At 46.9% G+C, this 19,760-nt stretch carries 15 protein-coding genes; 13 read left to right on the top strand and 2 right to left on the bottom strand.

Going from position 1 to position 19,760, the window contains the following annotated elements:
• Positions 1 to 337: 337 nt before the first annotated feature.
• Complete coding sequence (locus AC58UX_RS14100; protein ID WP_497253591.1) at positions 338 to 700, bottom strand: cupin domain-containing protein; 363 nt, start codon at positions 698 to 700, stop codon at positions 338 to 340.
• 36 nt (positions 701 to 736) lie between these two features.
• Positions 737 to 1,831, bottom strand: coding sequence for a Gfo/Idh/MocA family protein (locus AC58UX_RS14095; RefSeq protein WP_497253589.1), 1,095 nt, complete (start codon positions 1,829 to 1,831; stop codon positions 737 to 739).
• Positions 1,832 to 2,102: 271 nt separating this feature from the next.
• On the opposite strand from AC58UX_RS14095, the gene AC58UX_RS14090 reads away from it, so the two are divergent.
• The 13 genes from AC58UX_RS14090 (at position 2,103) to AC58UX_RS14030 (ending at position 19,732) form a co-directional block, all read left to right on the top strand.
• Positions 2,103 to 4,172 (top strand): beta-galactosidase, encoded by a 2,070-nt coding sequence (locus tag AC58UX_RS14090; protein ID WP_497253587.1) that lies wholly within the window; start codon positions 2,103 to 2,105, stop codon positions 4,170 to 4,172.
• Between the two features lie 13 nt (positions 4,173 to 4,185).
• Positions 4,186 to 5,268, top strand: a complete 1,083-nt coding sequence (locus AC58UX_RS14085; protein ID WP_497253585.1) for a glycoside hydrolase family 172 protein — start codon at positions 4,186 to 4,188, stop codon at positions 5,266 to 5,268.
• A 90-nt stretch (positions 5,269 to 5,358) separates the two neighbouring features.
• Complete coding sequence (locus AC58UX_RS14080; protein WP_497253583.1) at positions 5,359 to 7,848, top strand: beta-mannosidase; 2,490 nt, start codon at positions 5,359 to 5,361, stop codon at positions 7,846 to 7,848.
• Positions 7,849 to 8,112: 264 nt separating this feature from the next.
• Positions 8,113 to 9,222, top strand: a complete 1,110-nt coding sequence (locus AC58UX_RS14075) for a glycoside hydrolase family 172 protein (RefSeq protein ID WP_497253581.1) — start codon at positions 8,113 to 8,115, stop codon at positions 9,220 to 9,222.
• A gap of 18 nt (positions 9,223 to 9,240) precedes the next feature.
• Positions 9,241 to 11,250 (top strand): beta-galactosidase, encoded by a 2,010-nt coding sequence (locus AC58UX_RS14070; RefSeq protein WP_497253579.1) that lies wholly within the window; start codon positions 9,241 to 9,243, stop codon positions 11,248 to 11,250.
• Between the two features lie 128 nt (positions 11,251 to 11,378).
• Positions 11,379 to 12,347 (top strand): ABC transporter permease, encoded by a 969-nt coding sequence (locus AC58UX_RS14065; protein ID WP_497253577.1) that lies wholly within the window; start codon positions 11,379 to 11,381, stop codon positions 12,345 to 12,347.
• Between the two features lie 18 nt (positions 12,348 to 12,365).
• Entirely contained in the window at positions 12,366 to 13,244 is an 879-nt protein-coding gene (locus AC58UX_RS14060) for a carbohydrate ABC transporter permease (protein WP_497253575.1), read from the top strand.
• A 38-nt stretch (positions 13,245 to 13,282) separates the two neighbouring features.
• The gene (locus AC58UX_RS14055; protein WP_497253573.1) at positions 13,283 to 14,818 is read left to right on the top strand and encodes an extracellular solute-binding protein; all 1,536 of its coding nucleotides are present in this window, start codon (positions 13,283 to 13,285) and stop codon (positions 14,816 to 14,818) included.
• Positions 14,819 to 14,917: 99 nt separating this feature from the next.
• Positions 14,918 to 16,702, top strand: coding sequence for a cache domain-containing sensor histidine kinase (locus AC58UX_RS14050; protein ID WP_497253571.1), 1,785 nt, complete (start codon positions 14,918 to 14,920; stop codon positions 16,700 to 16,702).
• A 17-nt stretch (positions 16,703 to 16,719) separates the two neighbouring features.
• Positions 16,720 to 17,808: a response regulator transcription factor gene (locus tag AC58UX_RS14045; protein ID WP_497253569.1), complete on the top strand. Its 1,089-nt coding sequence runs from the start codon at positions 16,720 to 16,722 to the stop codon at positions 17,806 to 17,808.
• 208 nt (positions 17,809 to 18,016) lie between these two features.
• Positions 18,017 to 19,030, top strand: coding sequence for a peptidylprolyl isomerase (locus AC58UX_RS14040; protein ID WP_497253568.1), 1,014 nt, complete (start codon positions 18,017 to 18,019; stop codon positions 19,028 to 19,030).
• 80 nt (positions 19,031 to 19,110) lie between these two features.
• Positions 19,111 to 19,455: a hypothetical protein gene (locus tag AC58UX_RS14035; RefSeq protein WP_497253566.1), complete on the top strand. Its 345-nt coding sequence runs from the start codon at positions 19,111 to 19,113 to the stop codon at positions 19,453 to 19,455.
• Entirely contained in the window at positions 19,421 to 19,732 is a 312-nt protein-coding gene (locus AC58UX_RS14030; RefSeq protein ID WP_497253564.1) for a CBM96 family carbohydrate-binding protein, read from the top strand. Before AC58UX_RS14035 ends, AC58UX_RS14030 begins: the two co-directional genes overlap by 35 nt.
• Positions 19,733 to 19,760: the final 28 nt, after the last annotated feature.

Below are 19,760 nucleotides of genomic sequence, written 5' to 3'. Positions count from 1 at the left end.
TGAGTGTACAGCGTGGTCAAACGTCTATTTTGTTGAACACATCTTTCTTACTTACTTTGGAATTCACCTCTATTCTCTTTGATCTCTAAAATGGAAAGATCTTCAATCGTATGCGCTTACATCATAGCAAGTTGCTCCGTATCTACCTATATGGAGATCGAACGATTTGCATTGTTATGGTCTGGGTTTAGCACAAACCATCTGTCTGACAGGAAGATAATTAGTCCGTTTCCTGAGTCTGATTCTTCAAAATAAAAAAACGAAGCACATACGAAAAAATGTGCTTCGTTATTAATTCCGGGCAAATTTTCAATTGTAATGCACGGGAAATTGGTCGTCATTCCCCAATCGTCTGACGATTCGGTGCGGAATAAGTGATGATCATACGGCATGGTTCCCAACTTGTCGTCGTTGCATTGTGAGGCACATTACGCGGAATACGCAGCAGCATACCTGGTTCCAGGTGAATCACTTCATCGCCTAAGCTATGATCACATTCACCAGACAGCACGAAGATATACTCCTCGCAATTCGGGTGAATGTGCCGAGGGTTCGATTGACCTGCGTGAATGTAGACCATACCGAATGTCATTTCGCATTCTGGGTCAATTTCTTGACCGCAAAGCCACTGGATTTTTCCCCAGTTTTCATTGATTAAGCGCTCAGGGTCTTGTTTTCGTAAGTCGATCACGGTTGCCATTCGATCCATCTCCTTAAAATGAGTTTATCCAATAAATTATGATTCATTAATTGTTGCAACAGTGTCCTCCGGTGTTGAACAGTAAGCTTCAAATAGCTTCGCAATTTCCAGGGAATCTTCCAATGTTCCTTTCTGAGGCGGCTGTCCAGATAGAATGCTTTCACAAAAATGGAGCACTTCCGGAACATAACCAAGCATGAATATGTTCTTGTTATATAATTGCCCTAATGAAAATTCAGGCTCCCAATAAAGCGGTGCCTCATTGTCCTCAACCAGGTAGGAAGCGGTTCTTCCATACGGTCTAGCGCTTTTCGTTTTGCGATAATAGGTCAATTTTATGCCATTCTCCAGAACCACGTTGGCTCCTTGGCCGATGACCTCAAGCCGTTCGAGCGGACTGCTGCGAGCAATGCCGGGATCCATATGCAACGTGCCGATCGCACCAGATAAGAAGCGCAGATTCGTCACTGAGCTGCCATTTACAGGCTCCCATTGATAAGATAGTGTTCCAATTTTGCCCATTAAATAATGAAGGATAGAACCGGGATGATAGATGTGATCCAGGAAACTAGTTACGTTTTTGAGGTCGGAGCGCATGGAAAAAGGCGGCATCGATTGCGGATATTTGACGGAAATCGATGTCGGTGTACCGAATTCAGGAGAGCTGATGATTTGTTTAACTTTCTCGACGCCTGGGAAAAACTGTTTCTTTAGTCCCGTCATCACGAAATATCCACTATCCCGGCTTGCTCGGATCAGCTGATGCACTTCGTCACTACTAGCAGCTGTAGGCTTTTCCATCCACACGTGAATGCCTGCGCGCAAGGCGTCCATTGCAATATCGGTCGCTTGCACACGTCCATCTGGCGTATAGCTTGTAACGATAAAGACGGCGTCCGGTTTCTCCTTTGCGAACATTAGCTTATAGTCCGTGTAAGTAGCATTCGCACCAAACTGACGCGCATAAGCCATTGCCCGATCCCCTTTAGTGTCACAAATAGCGACCAGATCCACCGGAGCGTATTGCAGCGTAGGGTAAATGTTCCGGAACGAGTGTCCTCCTGCCCCAATAAAACAAATGCGCAGTTTTTGCTCGAATTCGAAGTTATATTGCACGGGTGAAAAATTCATTGCATTCTCTCCAATCCTTCAATTCATATTTGTACGCTATATCATCATTGTAAATGAAGCGTTTTCGTCGGGAAATGAGGCCAGCCACTGAAAAGCATAGGAATCGTCTGCTCTTCATGCTTGGTGGGGATTGCATAACTCTCGATTAGCAATGGTGACGAATTGTGTCGTGCTAAACCTGACGATAACAATGCAAATCGTTCGATCTCCATATTGGTAGCTCCTGAGCAACTTGTTATGATTGAAGAGAATAGTTCGATAAGTTAAGACTATGACCAAGCTGATTGACTGGGAAGGAGCTTTACCGATGACGTGGAGAAGAGAGAAGCTAGGACAAATTTTGTACGGCGCGGATTATTATCCCGAACAATGGCCAGAAGAGGTATGGCTTGAAGATATGAAGCTAATGAAAGAAGCGGGGGTAAACATCGTACGACTCGGCATATTTGCTTGGGCGTCGATTCAGCCAGAAGAACACCGTTTTGAGTTCGGATGGCTGGATCGGATCATGGATCTGCTCGCAGAGAACGGAATCGCCGTGCATTTGGCTACGGCTACTGCATCGCCTCCGGCCTGGTTGACCCACCGCTATCCTGAGACCATGAACGTGGATGCCAACGGCCATCCGTTTCGTCACGGTTCGAGGCAGCATTACAGTCCGGCTAGTAAGGTGTTCAGACAGTACTGCGCCGATCTTGTACGCAGGATCGCCGAACGGTACAAGAACCACCCGGCGCTGTTTATGTGGCATATCAATAATGAGCACGGCGGCCATTTGCAGAAAGACTACACACCGGATGCAATCGAAGGTTTTCGCGAGTGGCTGCAGCAGCGTTACGTTACGCTGGATGAATTGAACGATCGTTGGGGAACGGCGTTCTGGAGCCAGAAGTATTCCGAGTGGGAGGAGATCGGGCCGCCAAGCACGACGCCTATCGCCTTCTGCAATCCTGGCCAGGAGCTGGACTTTACGCGTTACATGAACGATTGCCTGCTGGAGCTGTACTTGAATGAATACCGAATACTCCGCGAAGTGACGCCAGACGTGCCGATTCTCGCCAGCTTCATGATGGAGTTCAAATGGTTGAACTATTATGAGTGGGCCAAGTATATGGACGTCGTAGGCCTGGATACGTACCCCGATCCGAGACTTGGTATTCCGATTAGCCAGGCGATGGATTTCGACATGCTGCGCAGCATGAAGGACGGTCAGCCGTACCTGCTGATGGAACAGGTGACGACCCAAGTGAACTGGAGGCGGAACAACGCCCAGAAAAAACCGGGGCAGATGCGTCTGTGGAGCTATCAGTCCATCGCCCGGGGCGGCGACGGAATTCTGTTTTTTCAGTGGAGGCAGTCAAAAGCTGGCGCAGAAAAATTCCACGGTGCGCTGGTTCCCCATTCCAGCGATGTCAACAGCCGCGTTTACCGCGAGGTGAGGCAGCTAGGGGAAGAATTAAAACGTCTTGAAGTGGTCGTCGGCTCCCGAATTAAGGCCCGAACGGCAATCCTGTTCGATTATGAGAACTGGTGGGCGGTGGAAATGGCAGGCAAACCGAGCGCCGACATCCGCTACCGCGAGCAGGTCATGAAGTATTATACGGCGCTGCACGAATTGAACGTTGCCGTAGACATCGTGCAGCCGCAGTCGGATTTAAGTGGATATGACCTGGTGCTTGCGCCGGCGCTCTATATGATCGATTCTGAAGCGGCGGATCGGTTGGAGCGTTTCGTCGACGGCGGCGGGACGCTGCTGACGACCTTCTGGAGCGGTATTGTTGACCGGAACGATCGGGTTCATCTCGGCGGATATCCAGCTCCTCTTCGCAAGCTGCTTGGCATCCACGTGGAAGAGTTCGATCCATTCACACCGGAGCAAACTTCAAGTCTTCAAATGGTGGATCCCGACTGTTCGGGAGATTATTCGTGCAGCTTGTGGGCTGATATCATCCGGTTGGAAGGTGCGAAAGCGCTCGGCGTGTTTACCACGGATTATTACAACGGATATCCTGCGGTCACTGAAAACGCTTACGGTAAGGGAAGCGCGCTCTATGTCGGCATGTTTCCGGAGCAGAAGCTCGCGGATCAGTTGATTCGCGTTCTTGCTGAGAGGCTGAATTTGCTCCCGGACATCCAGGTGCCTTCCGGCGTGGAGACCACGGTCCGCGAGCATGACGGCCAATCTTTTCGTTTTTTGCTCAATCACCTCGAGCACCCGGTCGTAATTGATTTGAAAGGCAGATCTTGCGTCGATCTCGTCACCGGACGTTCTTTTGAGGAACGGATCGAGTTGGAATCGAATGGTGTTGCAGTTTTGGAGTGGAAAATAGATTACATCTAAGGAGCTAGAAGACATGAACTCATTTAACGGATTGGATATGGGATTGGGCAATCTGTCGCGCTTGTCGAACGCTGTGACGAGATCGATCAGCCCCGAGAACTTCACGGGAGCCAAAGGCCAAGGAGCCATGGCGACGGAAGGGACCGGAGCTGCTGGCGCGCGCGATCTCGGTATTGGTTGGAAGGTTTCCCCTTCCGTGGAAATCGAACCAGGTGTGGAATTCACGATGGGAGAAATCCAAGGTCCCGGTTCCATTCAGCATATTTGGCTGACCAGTCATCCCAATGGATGGCGGAACCTGATTTTCCGGTTTTACTGGGATGGCGAGGAGCACCCTTCGGTTGAAGTGCCCGTGTGTGACTTCTTCTGCAACGGCTGGGTGGAGAGGGCGAACGTGAATTCCCTTCCGATAGCCGTCAATCCGGCTGGCGGCTTTAACAGCTATTGGCAAATGCCTTTCCGTAAGAGCGCCAGGATCACAATGGAAAACAAGAACGACAACAAAGCGGTCTTGTATTACCAAATCGATTATACGCTGACGGACGTGCCAGAGGATGCGGCATACTTTCATGCACAATGGCGCCGAAGCCACCCGGTGGCATACAAGGACGTACACACGATTATTGACGGCATCCAAGGCAAAGGTCATTACGTGGGCACCTATCTAGCTTGGCAGGTCAACAACTGTGGATGGTGGGGAGAAGGAGAAATCAAGTTTTACATGGACGGCGATCAAGAATTTCCAACGATCTGCGGAACGGGGACGGAAGATTATTTCGGCGGTGCTTGGAACTGGGAGCAACCAGCTGGGACATACTGTACGTATTCGACGGCATATCTGGGCATGCATCAAGCGATTAAGCCAGACGGCTTGTATCGCAGTCAACAGCGATTTGGGATGTATCGTTGGCATGTTTTGGACCCGATTCGCTTTGAAAAAGACCTGAAAGTGACGATCCAAGATCTCGGCTGGCGTGCGGACCGCCGGTATCTGCCGCAGCAAAGCGACATTGCGTCGACAGCATTCTGGTATCAAGCCGAGCCGCATGCTCCGTTCCCTACTCTTCCGGACAATGATGAGCGAGAAGTCAAGTAATAGGATAATTTTCCAAGAGAGGGCGTCAATTTCATGACGCTCCCTTTTTTTGGTGTAAATATGCAACTGAAGCGAGGAGTGTAACAAAACATGCAGATCTTTAACTTAAACGGTACTTGGCAAATGCGGAATAGTTCCTCGGATACGATGGAAAAATCGTACTCGGCTGCGATCCCGGGATCGGTGCTTCGTACTCTTTTGGATAATGGGGCCATAGAAGATCCTTATTACCGAGACAACGTGGATCCTACTTTGGAGCTATTGAGACATGATTATGAGTTCTCTCGCTTCTTCTCGGCAAATCAGGAATTATTAAACGCTAACATGGTGGAGTTAGTCTGCGAAGGGCTGGACACCTTGGCTGAAATTTACATAAACGGCTGTCGATTAGCTGAGACGGATAATATGCATCGAACTTATATGTTCGACGTTAAGTCTTTGCTGAGAGAAGGCGAAAACGAGCTGAGAATTATTTTTCGATCTTCCATTGAATACGCGGAGCGCCGTGCCGTGGAAAATCCCGTCTGGGCGACGACGACAGGACCAGCGCCAGGATTCAATCAGATTCGTAAAGCCCATTACATGTTCGGTTGGGACTGGGGACCGATTCTGCCGGATTCGGGGATTTGGAGGTCCATCTATCTTCGAAGCTATGAAGTGGGCTTCGTTCAGGACATTTACGTAACGCAGAAACACGATCCCGGTATTGTAAGGTTGGAAATAGACGTTACAAGCCAAATACAATCCACCGTTACAGAGGATCTGGGCATCGAAGTGGAAGTCATCGGACCGAACGGAGAAGTCGTTGCACGGAAAACCAGCGATGGGATTTCGGAAACGAAGGTATTCATCGAAATCCAAAAGCCGGAGTTATGGTGGCCAAACGGCTATGGAGCGCAACCTTTGTATACCGTATCGGCAAAGCTGACCCGAAAGGCTGTTGTCATCCATGAAAAACGACAGACTTTAGGGCTTCGCACAATCACTTGGCGTGTAGAACCCGACGCGTACGGTAAATCTTTTGAAGTCGTCGTCAACGGGGAAGCCTTATTTGCCATGGGTGCCAATTATATCCCTGAACATAACATATTGAGCCTTCGTAACCGTCATCGTTCAGAAAAGTTGATACAAGATTGCGTAGAAGCAAATTTCAATATGCTCCGTGTTTGGGGCGGCGGATTTTTTGAGGATGATTACTTCTACGATTTATGCGATGAAAAAGGGATTTTGATTTGGCAAGACCTGCTGTTCGCTTGCGCTGCCTACGAGATGACAGAGGCGTTCGAAACCAATATCGTTCTTGAAACGATTGATAACGTTAAGAGATTGCGACACCATGCTTCATTAGCAATGTGGTGCGGAAATAACGAGATGGAATGGGCATGGGCGGAATGGAATATTCCAAGCACAGATGCCTTGCGAGCAGATTATGTGAAACAGTTTGAGGTCGTTTTACCTGGGGTGGTGCGCGAGCATGATCCGAATACGTTCTACTGGCTTGCGTCTCCGTCGTCGGGAGGCGGATTCGATAAGCCGAACGAACCGACGCAAGGAGACGTCCATTATTGGGACGTATGGCACGGCACAAAGCCGTTTACAGATTATCGCAAATATGATTTTAGATTTTGCTCGGAGTTTGGATTCCAATCCCTTCCGAGTATGAAAACAATCGAGTCCTTTACTTTGTCGGAAGATCGCAACATGCTGAGTTACGTCATGGAGAAACATCAGAACCATTTTGAAGCGAATGGAAAAATTTTAAATTATTTGGCTCAAATGTTTCAATATCCGTCGACGTTGGACGGACTCGTGTATTTGTCTCAGCTTGTGCAAGCGGACGCTATTCGCTATGGGGTAGAATTTTGGCGTCAAAACCGTGGAATTAGCATGGGGTCGCTCTACTGGCAGCTTAACGATAGTTGGCCAGTGACATCGTGGTCTAGCATCGATTTCTTCGGAAGATGGAAGGCGCTGCATTATTATGCGAAGCGGTTTCATGCCCCTGTTTTGCTTTCCGCGCGAGAGGAAGGCACGTCCGTTAAGCTATACTTGACGAATGATTCGAGGGAAGAAATACAAGGCACCGTTACTTGGGACTTAAGGGATCACCGGGAGGGCATCGTGAAATCGGGTCAATTAACCGCAGCGATACCCGCGCTATCGGCAAGTTGTTTGGAAGAGCTCGATTTTGCGGAAGAGTTAAACACAGTATGGAAAAAGCGAACGCACTACTTATCGTATTCGTTTTTACGACACGATGGTTCCGAGGGCGAAGCGGTGAGCAGAGGAGTCGTGTTGTTCGTTAGGCCGAAGCATTTCGTATTTGAGGATCCTCAGCTCGAATGGACGGTTAAAGAGACGGATCGAGAGTTCATCGTTGAAATAAAAGCATCTGCATTCACCAAGGCGGTTGAATTAATACTGGCAGACTCGGATAGCCGCCCGAATGACAACTATTTCGATTTGTCGTCCGGCGAGAATAGACGCATCATTTTCTCAAAAGAGTTGATATCGGAAAAGATGGACTTAACGACGTTTCATTCTCAACTAACCATTCGAAGCCTGTTCGATATTCAGTAATGCTTTAAGGAGCCAAGGCGTGATTACCCATCGTCCCGATGGATAATCACGCCTATATAAACTTCGTGCTGATGCGGCCCCAACATATTAAACCTGACCATAACAATGCAAATCGTTCGATCTCCGTATTGGTAGATACTAAGCAACTTGTTATGATAAAAGAGTATAGTTCGAAAAGTTGAGACTATGACCAAGGGAGAGAAGCTGACGAATTCCGTTCCTTATTCCCTATTTTTCCAACCTAAATAAGAGAAGAGATGTCAAATGGGTTTGTTAGATCAGCTGTATCAATTTCGCGATTGCAAAACATTAAGAGTTTCGAGCTATGACAGGTCTGGCGGAAATAACGACATGATCTCCATACAACCGGGTGAAACAGCTGTCATAGCTGAGCTGCACCATCCGGGGATCATAAAGCATATCTGGATAACGATCAATTCCAATGATCCGATGCATAATCGCAATTTGATTCTTCGCATGTATTGGGATGGGGAGACTGAGCCGAGTGTTCAAAGCCCGATTGGAGACTTCTTCGGACAAGGCTGGGGGGAGCACTATTCATTCGCATCACTTCCAATAGCAGCGGGTCCAGCTGGAGGAAAAGCGCTTAACTGCTATTTCCCGATGCCTTTTGGTAAAAGCGCTAAAATTACCGTAGAAAACGATTCGGAGGTCGAGGTAAAAGCGTTCTACTTCTATATTGATTACGAGAAGCATGCTTCGATCCCAGCGGATGCAGGCCGTTTCCATGCTTGGTGGAATAGGGAACTGACCACCCCTGCGGAAGAACAAGAAAACGAGTGGATGCTCTTCGGTCAAACCTCTACAAATAAGTCTGATGCTGAAAATTACTTGTTTGCAGATATTGAAGGGCGAGGTCATTTTGTCGGTGTCCATTATTACGTAGATAATCCTGGCCCCATGTGGTATGGCGAGGGCGATGATATGTGGATGATCGATGGGGAGGCATGGCCAGGCTCGCTGCATGGAACGGGAACGGAGGACTTCTTCAACTCGGCTTGGTGTCCGAATGAGCTCTATGCTCATCCTTACTTCGGGTATGCCAAAATACCGAATAAGCTCGGCTTTATGGGACGCACGCATTGCTATCGCTTCTTACTAGAAGATAGCATTCACTTTCAAAAATCGCTACGATCCAGCATTGAGCATGGACATGCTAATGTGCTGACATTGGATATTGCAAGCGTAGCCTACTGGTATCAGAGCGAGCCGCATAAACCATTTCCTGTTATTCCCGACCGGGCGTCCAGACAAAATATGCCTGAGATTAGAGCGACGAATGTACACCGCTGGCGGGATGCATGGAGAAGAGAAAAGGGCGCAGGTAAGCTATGGGGACACGAAATCGACTAAGAGTTGGAGGATGAGAAGATGTATTTTGGCGCTTGTTATTATCCAGAGCATTGGCCAGAGGAAAGATGGGAAAAGGATGCTCGGCTCATGCAGGAGGCAAAATTTAATGTAGTTCGGATGGCTGAATTTGCGTGGGGTAAATTTGAGCCGTCTGAAGGGGAGTTCGATTTCTCGTGGCTCGACCGCGCGATGAGTGTGATGCGCCAATATGGGATGAAATTTATACTCGGCACGCCGACGGCAGGTCCACCAAAGTGGCTGATGGATCGCTATGATGCGTATCAGCGAGATGTATACGGGCAAGTTAGAGGCTTCGGGACAAGAAAGCATTATTGCATGAACCATCCAGATTTCCTCCGCTGTACAGAGCGCATTGTTACACAGATGGCCCAGCACTATGGCTCGTTAACGGACGTAATCGGCTGGCAGATCGACAATGAATACGGCGTATGCGATACGGCACGCTGTTACTGTGATCATTGCCTTCAGGCTTTCAAAGTTTGGCTTCAGAAAAAATATGGTACGATTGATGCGGTCAATGAAGCATGGGGGACGGTGTTCTCCAGCCAAATGTATCGCTCTTGGGATGAGTTGCATCTGCCTAAATATGCCGTGCATCAGCACCACAGCCCGGGTCTGGCGATCGACTATCGCCGTTTTGCTTCAGATTCTATTGTTGATTTCCAGCGGCTGCAACTCCAAACCATCCGGCAATACGCGCCTGCTCATCTTATAACAACGAACTTGATGGGCAAGTTTAATCAATTTGATCACTATGAGGTATCCAAAGAACTGGATTTGTGCGCGCTGGATGTGTACCCGAATATGAAATCGGACCCCAAGGCTCGTCCTTCCTATATGGCAGAGCAGCTTGATATAACTAGAGGCTTCAAAGGAAGACAGAACTTTTGGATAACAGAGCACCAAAGCGGTTCGCCAGGAGCGATTGTGTTGTATCCGACACCCGTGCCGGGTGAGATTCGTAGATGGACGTATCAATCTATAGCCCATGGTGCGGATGCGATCGTGTATTTCCGCTTTCGAACGCTTCCGTATTCCATCGAAAATCTATGGCATGGCATTTTGCAGCATCATGGCGAGCCTGGGCGGAAGTTCAACGAGGTGAAGCAGATCGGGCAGGAGCTGGAGCAATTAGCACCTCATCTTGCTGGTACTTCCCCTCAGGCTAAAGTAGCAATGATTCGCTGCTATGACAATGAGTGGTCCTTAGAGCTGCAGCCTCATATGGAAGGCTATGAATATATCAAGCATTTCGAGACGTACTATAACTACTTCTACAATCGCGGCATTACAGTGGATATCGTGTCACCAGAAGCGAGCTTTGCTAATTATGAGCTCATTGTCGCTCCTAATCTAATGATGGCTAAGGACGAAACAGTTCAAGCGCTGTACAGCTACGTGGAAGAAGGCGGCTACTTGATCATGGACTTCCGCACAGGTGCGAAGGAATTGAGCAACCAGATTATACAACAGCGTTTACCGGGCGCATTTCGAGATTTACTTGGCATCGGCATTGAGGACTATGGGATCATCGAAGCTAGTCAGCAGATCGGCATGCGGGATTTGAAAAGTGGAGAAGTAAGCGCTGCGAAGAAGTGGTATGAAGTGATTGACATCCTGGAGCTGGAGCCTGCTGCTGAGCCTATGGCGGTTTTTACCGATGGCTATTATGCTAACTCCCCTGCAGTTACTCGACGAGCACACGGTAAGGGCTGTAGTGTCTATATCGGAACGGCCCCTGATCAGGAAGGCTTATACAGGATACTCGATCAGCTTGCCCACGAGCTGCAAGTTAAACCGCTAATAGGCGAGCTGCCGGAAGGTGTCGAAGCTGTTATTCGAAAGGAAGCTGGACATGAAGGACGCGAGCTGCTCTTTGTGATCAATCACCTGTTTACAGAGGTAACAGTTACACTAAACAATACTTACCGAGATGCATGGACGAATGAGCAGGTTGGTGGATCCATCGCATTAGCAGCACAAGATGTGCGGGTTTTACTCAAGTAAAAGAGGGTGAGGGAAACATCCGACGATTCCTATGCTTTTCGGTGGATGCCCTCATTTCCCAATGGAAACGCTTCATTTACAATGATGTTATAAAGTAAACATGCATCTTAGACAAGGAGGTGAACGTCATGCGCTCAGCATCGGCCAGTAAAGGAGTAGTAGTATCTCAAACCAAATTGAATCCCAAGGCCAAGGGTGCGGGCTATCGATATGTGAAACGGTTTTGGCCCTTATACGTCATGTTGGTTCCGGGAGTTCTTTATTTTTTAGTCTTTAAGTACGTGCCTCTTTTGGGAAGTGTGATCGCATTTCAGGACTACAACGTATATGGCGGCTTCTTCAAAAGCGAATGGGTAGGCTTCAAATGGTTCCAACAGTTTTTCGAGTTTGTTAATTTCCGACGATTGTTATGGAACACCGTTGTAATCAGCTTTTATCAATTGATATTTGCCTTTCCGGCACCCATAATCCTAGCCATTCTATTGAATGAGATTGCCAGGATGGCGTTACGTCGTACGATTCAAACCATCGTATACTTGCCGCACTTTCTGTCGTGGGTCATTATTGCCGGTTTCGGCTACATGCTGCTGTCTCCTCAGATCGGGCTGATCAATCATGTGGTAAAATCCTTCGGCTATGAACCGATTTTCTTCCTGCAAGAATCGAGCTGGTTCCGCTTCATCGTGGTGGGATCAGGTATATGGAAGGAAATGGGTTGGAGCGCCATCGTATTTCTAGCCGCAATTGCGGGGATTAGCCCCGCGCTTTATGAAGCAGCACGTATTGACGGCGCAGGCCGATGGAAGCAGCTCCTGCACATTACGCTGCCTGGTATGCTGCCGACCATCATGCTCCTGCTGCTCCTGAAGATCGGACACATTCTAGATCTTGGCTTTGAGCAAATTTACGTCTTCCTTAATCCGATAACTTACGATGTTGGGGATGTCATCGATACGTATGCTTATCGCGAAGGGATCATGAAGACAAAGTATAGCTTAACAACGGCAATCGGATTGTTCAAATCAGTCGTGGGCTTCGTATTATTGATTGTCGCGAATCGGATCAGCCGAAGCACAACGGGAGAGCGGCTATTCTAGCAGAGGAGGTCCAATAAAATGCGTTACCGTACTACCATCGGAGAAAAAGTGTTCGATACGTTAAACTACACCGTTCTGCTGATAGCCTGCGCCGCCGTTTTGCTGCCTTTTCTCTATATGGCAGCAAGCTCGCTTAGTGCACCAGAGGCGATCATTCGCGGTGAAGTCACCCTATGGCCGATCGGCTTTAATACGAACAATTATGAAGTCGTCTTTAAGAACGCGGTATTCTGGCGATCCTTCGGCATTACCATGTTCGTCGTCATCGTCGGTACAGCAATCAATATGTTCTTGACGTTAATAACCGCTTACCCCTTATCTAAGCATGGATTAAAAGGTAAAAATTTAATCCTGATACTGATCGTCTTCACCATGATTTTCCAAGCACCGATGATTCCTACCTACTTAGTTGTGAAGAGCTTACACCTATTAAACAGCGTATGGGCGCTAATCATTCCGAGCGCGCTCGTTGCATTCAATATGTTCATCTGCCTGACTTTCTTTCGATCCCTACCCGAGGAGCTGTTCGAATCCGCTCGCATTGATGGCATGAAGGAATTCTCTATCCTTTGGAAAATTGCTGTACCGTTGTCGAAACCGATTATGGTGACCCTCATTTTGTTTTACGCCGTCAGCAATTGGAACAATTATTACTCAGCGTTACTGTACATCAATAAATTCGAACTTCGACCGCTGCAGCTCTATTTGTATAATTTGATTTCACAGTTCAACATGAATGAGGAGCTGGCTGCTGCTGTTGAGTCGAATGTCGTCCTTTCTCCACAAGGTCTGCAAATGGCAACCATAATCGTAGCTACTGTACCCATACTCCTGGTTTATCCATTCATTCAAAAGCACTTCATTAAGGGTGCGCTTATTGGCTCAATCAAAGAGTAACCATCTTTGATATATATTAAATGGGAAGAAGGGTTTATATGAAAAAAGGGATCAAGCAAACCGCATTACTTTTAGCTTCGAGTTCACTGCTTGTCGCAGGCTGTGGAAATGGTGACCCGAGCCCAAGTCCAAGTGCAAGTACAAGCGCGAGCGCAACTGCAAGTGCAGCCGCAGCCGCAACACCATCGGTACCCACGAAAATTCGCATGTTTGCTTCCGACAATGCGCAACCACCACTTGCAGCTAATGATCCTAATCTTCTTTATTTGGAAAAGAAAACGAACACAGATTTGGACTTAGTCTTATTGCCGCATGCACAGTACGCCGAACAGCTTACGGTTAAGTTTGCCTCTGGTGATTTTCCTGATGTATACCAGTCCTGGTCTGCACCTGACGCTGATTTGATCGCATCCGGAAAAGTACTGGAGTTAAACGCATTAATTGACAAATACGGACCGAATTTGAAGAAATATATTCCGCAGAGCTCATGGGATGCGGTAACAGTTAACGGTAAAATTTTATCAATTCCTCAACCAATTGCTTATTCAGGTGCTATAACGTATGTGCGTAAAGACTGGCTCGATAAGTTGGGATTGCAAATCCCAAAAACCTCGGATGAATTGATGACTGTTCTGAAGGCTTTCCGGGATAAAGACCCGAATGGTAATGGAAAGCCGGATGAGATTCCGTACTCCATGCGCGAGAAATTAACTTGGGGGGAAAATCTGTTCGGTATGTGGGGCGTGAACCAACAGTGGACGGAAGTGCTCTACAATAATGAAGTCATCCTCCAAAACATTCATCCGAATATGAAGACGGCGCTCTCTTATATTAAAACGATGGTCGATGAAAAAGTGATGGATTCCGAGTTCTTGACGAACTCCAGAACGGTTTGGGAGCAGAAAATTAAATCCGGCCTCGTAGGTATGTGGACACATTCCATTGGCCTAGCTTGGCAGTGGCAGGCGGACCTCGATAAGGCGCTTCCTAATGAGAAGCCGAATGTCGTTGCGATTGCGACTCCGCGCGGTACAGGGTATACGGGTCCACTCGGAACGCGCTGGAGCCCAGTAGGTAAAACCTATACCATCATGAAAAATGCGAAAAATCCAGAAGAGATTGTTAAATATTTCAACTGGCTTATGAGTGAAGAAGGGCAAACGCTTACAGATTTGGGTCAAGAAGGTGACTCCTTTAAGAAGGACGGCGGCAAAATCGTTGTAGATGCTGCAAAAATCGATAAACTACTTCCGTTCAACCTTATATTTAAAATTCATGATGTCAACGAAGCGGTCGAAGAAGCTAAGCTGAATAATCCGGTAGCTTATGGCAAATTAAAATCGGCGCGTGAGATTGCTTCCAAGGAAGGCTTCCCTACCGAAACTGTTGGTATGCCGCCTGCGAAGGAAAGCTACAACATCGCTACGATGTACCTTGAAGCAGCCAGCAAAATTTTACTGAAAAAAGAGCCGATTGACTCCTTCGACGAATTCGTCAAAACTTGGCGCAAGCAAGGTGGAGACCAGATGGTCAAGGAACGTACGGACTGGTACAATAAAAACAGAAAGAAATAATTTTAATAACTAGAAAGTATAACCTCGCCCAAGTTTGGTACTGGGCGAGGATTATGCTTTTTACGCTATATGCGAAGATAGAGAGCAAGGGGGGCTTCTATGTTCAAGAAAATAAAAACGTCCTTGAAATGGAAGCTGATTAGCTTGCTAATCGCGATTCTAGTATCGGTCGTAGCGATGATCGGATTTTTCAGCTATTACGAAACGTCGAAAACTATTCGACATGATGTCATTCACTTTAGTCAGCAAATATTGCGACAGGCCAATCTGAACCTAGACCGACAATACATGGAGTATGAGCGAGGCCTACTCGTACTTGGTACTAGTACCGAGTTTATTAAGTGGCTTCAGATTGATCCTAAGGATCAGTATGAGCTTATTTCTGGTTATCATTCTTTAGAAAGTAATTTTCTACACTACTTGCTTGTACGTCATCCTGAGATTTTGTCCGTATCGATGCGGTCGGATAAAGGCGGGGAATTCCATTACACCTCGACGGTGGGGTTATCTAAAAATTACTCGCTCAAGGATGAAGGCTGGTTAAGTGACGTTAGAAGTTGGGAGAAGGTACAGCATCGCGTGGGGCTAACTACGAACTACCTGGATGTTAAAAGCAATCCTAAGCCGCAAATTTTACTTTCATTGGCAAGTCAGTTCGGAAGGCCGGATGCAAAAGGCTTCCTCAAGATGGACATTACCCTGGAACCCGCTCAAGCGATTCTGAACCAGATGGAGCTAGGAAAACAAGGGATCAGCCTAATAGCGAAGCCGGATGGTACCATTTTAGTCCACCAATCCTCGGAGAAAGTTGGAAGTGTCCTTGAACCGGACATCATCGAACAATTCGCTGAGTCGAGCGGCAGCTTCATTCGCAATAATACGAATCAGCTTGTTATATTTGATACAATACCTTATACGGGTTGGAAGACCGTCGTCATTCTATCCATGGATGATATTACGAATAGTATTAATCGCGTTCGCAATGTAACGATTGTGGTCGCCTCTCTTGGAATGCTCATGGGGATTATTTTTGTGGCTCTCGTCGCTACGTCAGTCACTCGTCGTTTGTCTAATCTTCGTTCGAATATGAAACAAGCTCAATTCGGAAACTTCAAAAGCCGCCTTCAAATTGAAGGTGCGGATGAAGTATCGGATCTCAGCCATTCCTTTAACCGAATGCTGGAGGAGTTAGATACGTCAATCCAACAGCTGACCGATACGAAGCTCATGCAGCAGCGGGCCGCCTTCTCAGCGATGCAATCACAGATCCACTCCCATTTTTTATACAATGCGTTAGAATCTATTAATTCAATGGCCCATTTGGCCGGACACGATCGCATCGAAAGAGCTTCCATTTCACTATCTCGCATGCTCCGTTATACTTCTAATTTCAGAGATACCTATGTGAGGGTTGAGGATGAAATATCCCATGTGATTCACTACATGAATATTAGTCAGATTCGTTATGGTGAAGGGGTAAACTTTCATATCGATTTACCTGAGGACTGTCGGAACGCTTTATGCCCTAAGGTAGTGCTACAGCCGATTGCAGAAAATGCGATCAAGCATGGGATTGAATCCACGGGGGAGCCCACTCGACTAGAGGTAACCGTCCGTCGGGAGGGGAGTCTGGTCTGTGTCGTTTTCGAGGATAACGGAAAAGCGTATGATCCAGAGCGACTAGAGGCATTCCGATCACATCTGCTCGAACCTATGCGAAATCAAGAAGAATATACGACCTTAACCAACGTCGGTCTGCTGAATGTCCATTACCGGATTCGTGCCTTCTACCAAATGAACGGGATCGGTGTTGACATTCATTCAGATAGCCGTTTAGGGGGAGTAAAAGTAACTGTACGTTTCCCTTTCAATTATAACATCTAGAAGGAGCGATAACCTGTATGCTGCGTGTGCTGATTGTCGATGATGAGCCGCTAATTCGAGAAAGCCTCTCTAGTAAAGTAGAGCAATATAGCGAAGAGACGGTCGTCGCTGGAACAGCCGTTAATGGTGTAAGTGCGCTGAATTGGCTTGACGCTCATTATGCAGATATATGCTTGACCGATGTGAAGATGCCGGTTATGGGCGGGCTGGAATTGATCGGAAAAGTTAACGAACGTTATCCTTGGATGACCACGTTAGTTGTATCCAGCTACGATGAGTTTGATTTTGCTAAATCCAGCATGCGGCTAGGTGCTCTCGATTATATTATTAAGCCGGTCGATCAGCAGCAGTTGGATGGCGCACTAGAGAGGGCAGCCCAAGAAGTATCCTCCCGTAGGAGGGCAGAAGCAAGCATTCTGCTCATGCGATCCCTCCCTCACCATCAGAGCATGGTACATCGTTGGCTTAATCAGATGCAGACCGTTCAGTTTGAAACGCTGCCCTTGCTAGTCGTCGACACGCTCGATATGCTCGAGAGTTTGGCTGGTGAACGATTCTATCTGCTCAATCCTTTATCGATGGCATGGCTCGAAATGATCGTCGAGGAGCTCAAGAAGGAAAAAGTCCGGATTGAGCTGCATGAGGGTAAGGATCTTGGGCTGTGGGAAAAAACGATTCCGCAGGAGAAGGTGCGCAGTTATTTTCGCTTATGTGCGGTTCGGCGATTGGAGGAAGGGGCTTATCGCATATTTGCGGTATCGAAGGCGATGAAGGACCATCCGACACGTCGTGCTGTTGAGGAAGTGAAGGATTTCGTCGGCAAGCATTATGCGGAAAAGCTGAACCTGCAAGAAATTGCGGATCAGGTGGCCATTAGTCGTAATCACTTTGCTCAAATCTTCAAACAAGAAACTGGCACAACAGTATGGAGTTATTTGATTCAAATTCGTATGGGCAAGGCAAGGGAAATGCTGCTCGGAACCGATAAGAAAGTTTACGAGATTGCCCATGCTGTAGGCTATGACAATAGTGTTCACTTTTCTCAAGTCTTTAAGGAGCAATTCGGATTGACACCTGCCGAGTTCAAGAAACGGATGGAACGTTAGTGAAGTCGTGATCTCTTAGTTAGTCCCGTTGAGCTATTACAGTCATCGGGACTATTTTTTGTGTAAACGCAATTGGACTATGAAAGGGTAAAGATCATACACGAATTGAGTAAAAATTATAAACTTGGAATACGTGTAAATGTACTATCGTTAAACATGTATCATGGTCTTTTTTTAGCAAGTGGAGCAAGGAGGCAGAGGTACAAATTTGAAAAGCAGAAATAGTTCAATTATTATTGCTATTATTATACTATCCGTGTCTATAGGAGCAGGCCTCACTTTAGCTTGGCATCACTGGGGAGGCGACAAGCATCGTACAGTGGCCTATATCAATGAGGTTGCCATCGATGAGCGTGAATTTAGGCTGCTTTTAAACCGCGAAGCAGCGAATGTAACTGATTATTTCAAGAAGAAATACGATGTAAATGATTCTTCATCGTTCTGGACTACTGATTTTAAAGGAGAAGTGCCCATCGAAATAGCTAGGAAAGCAACATTGGAGCGAGTTAAGGAGTCGAAAGTACAGGAATTACTTGCCCAGCAGTATGGACTTCTGGATGATCTCAGTTATCAAGCATTCTTGGACAAGTTTAATAAGGAAAATGAACGGAGACTGCAGGCATCGCAGAATGGCCAGGTCATCTACGGTCCAAAGCAATACGATGAGTTGGGATATCGTACTTATTTGTTATCCAATATGATCATTCAGCTAAAGAGGACGTTAGGCGAGAAAGTGTGGCTATTGTCGGAACAGGAACTCAAAGATGAGTATGCGAAACAGAAAGAGACTCGATATAAAAAGGCTGATGAGATCAAAGTGCAGAAGATCATTGTGTCCTTTTCAAATTCTCAGGGAGAAATAGATAAGGCGGAATCCAAAGCGAAATTGGAGCAAATTAAATCGCGCCTGGATCAAGGGGAGCTTTTTGAAAATGTAAGTCAAAGCCTTCAGCAAGATCATTCGTTTAGATGGGAAATGGGTGAGCTGTTGTTTAACGAAACGAATAACCGTCAAGAACGGAATCTTCGTTATGCGAACTTGTTAGATGGAGCGGTGAAGTTGCAAGTGGGTCAAATAAGCGGTGTAATAGAAATGGATGCTACGAGTTATGGCTTAATCAAGATCATAGAGCGGAAGGCGGGGAGTTATGCCCCTTTCAGCGAAGTTATAGACAATGTAAGGCTAAATTATACACAAAGAAAGTCAAAATTTTACCCGTAGGGGATCAACGAAGGTTTTATAATCATATTTGTTGCGGTACCAATTGAGGGCTGAAATTGAATGATAAAGGGGCATGATTTATGAAAATGTTTAAAGGAATTCGCTTATCCTTGTCAATTGGATTGATTTTTTCTCTTCTAATGGCGATGGTCTGGTCGGTACCAGCTTGGACATCAACTAGCTTCGCCAATAACACGACGTACTACGTAGATGCTGCAGGTGGCAGCGATAGTAATAATGGACTAAGTACGGGTGCCGCTTGGCAAACACTAGCCAAAGTGAATAGTACAACTTTCCAGCCTGGAGACCGTATTCTATTTAAATCTGGTTCCGTCTGGACAGGACAATTACAACCGCTTGGCTCTGGAAATGCAGGATCTCCGATCATTATTGATAAGTACGGTAGCGGCAATAAACCAGAATGAAGTGGCCTTGGTTAGCGATAACACTTGGACGGAAGGTGCGATTACGTGGAATACTAAACCGGCCTCTAGTACCGTTCTTGGCACGTACACCATAACAGCGGGAACGCCAATTACGATAAATGTGACCTCACAAGTACAAGCGGCTATGTCTTCAGGCAAGAAGCTTTCCATTCGGGTGTACAGTACATCCCCTGTTAGTTCAGGCGGCAATTTATCCTATGCCTCGAGTGAGAATACGACTTCGTCGTTACGGCCTGTAATCAGTATTACGCAGTAAGCATTCAAAAAGACGACTCATTCCCATT

The sequence above is a fragment of the Paenibacillus sp. J22P90 genome (assembly GCF_059692195.1).
This window is presented reverse-complemented; position numbering and strand designations above follow the sequence as displayed.

Coding starts and splice junctions, on each gene's coding strand:
- AC58UX_RS14070 (WP_497253579.1), top strand. CDS start 9,241: ATGTATTTTGGCGCTTGTTATTATCCAGAGCATTGGCCAGAGGAAAGA.
- AC58UX_RS14045 (WP_497253569.1), top strand. CDS start 16,720: ATGCTGCGTGTGCTGATTGTCGATGATGAGCCGCTAATTCGAGAAAGC.
- AC58UX_RS14085 (WP_497253585.1), top strand. CDS start 4,186: ATGAACTCATTTAACGGATTGGATATGGGATTGGGCAATCTGTCGCGC.
- AC58UX_RS14055 (WP_497253573.1), top strand. CDS start 13,283: ATGAAAAAAGGGATCAAGCAAACCGCATTACTTTTAGCTTCGAGTTCA.
- AC58UX_RS14060 (WP_497253575.1), top strand. CDS start 12,366: ATGCGTTACCGTACTACCATCGGAGAAAAAGTGTTCGATACGTTAAAC.
- AC58UX_RS14080 (WP_497253583.1), top strand. CDS start 5,359: ATGCAGATCTTTAACTTAAACGGTACTTGGCAAATGCGGAATAGTTCC.
- AC58UX_RS14075 (WP_497253581.1), top strand. CDS start 8,113: ATGGGTTTGTTAGATCAGCTGTATCAATTTCGCGATTGCAAAACATTA.
- AC58UX_RS14100 (WP_497253591.1), bottom strand. CDS start 700: ATGGCAACCGTGATCGACTTACGAAAACAAGACCCTGAGCGCTTAATC.
- AC58UX_RS14035 (WP_497253566.1), top strand. CDS start 19,111: ATGAAAATGTTTAAAGGAATTCGCTTATCCTTGTCAATTGGATTGATT.
- AC58UX_RS14050 (WP_497253571.1), top strand. CDS start 14,918: ATGTTCAAGAAAATAAAAACGTCCTTGAAATGGAAGCTGATTAGCTTG.
- AC58UX_RS14095 (WP_497253589.1), bottom strand. CDS start 1,831: ATGAATTTTTCACCCGTGCAATATAACTTCGAATTCGAGCAAAAACTG.
- AC58UX_RS14065 (WP_497253577.1), top strand. CDS start 11,379: ATGCGCTCAGCATCGGCCAGTAAAGGAGTAGTAGTATCTCAAACCAAA.
- AC58UX_RS14090 (WP_497253587.1), top strand. CDS start 2,103: ATGACCAAGCTGATTGACTGGGAAGGAGCTTTACCGATGACGTGGAGA.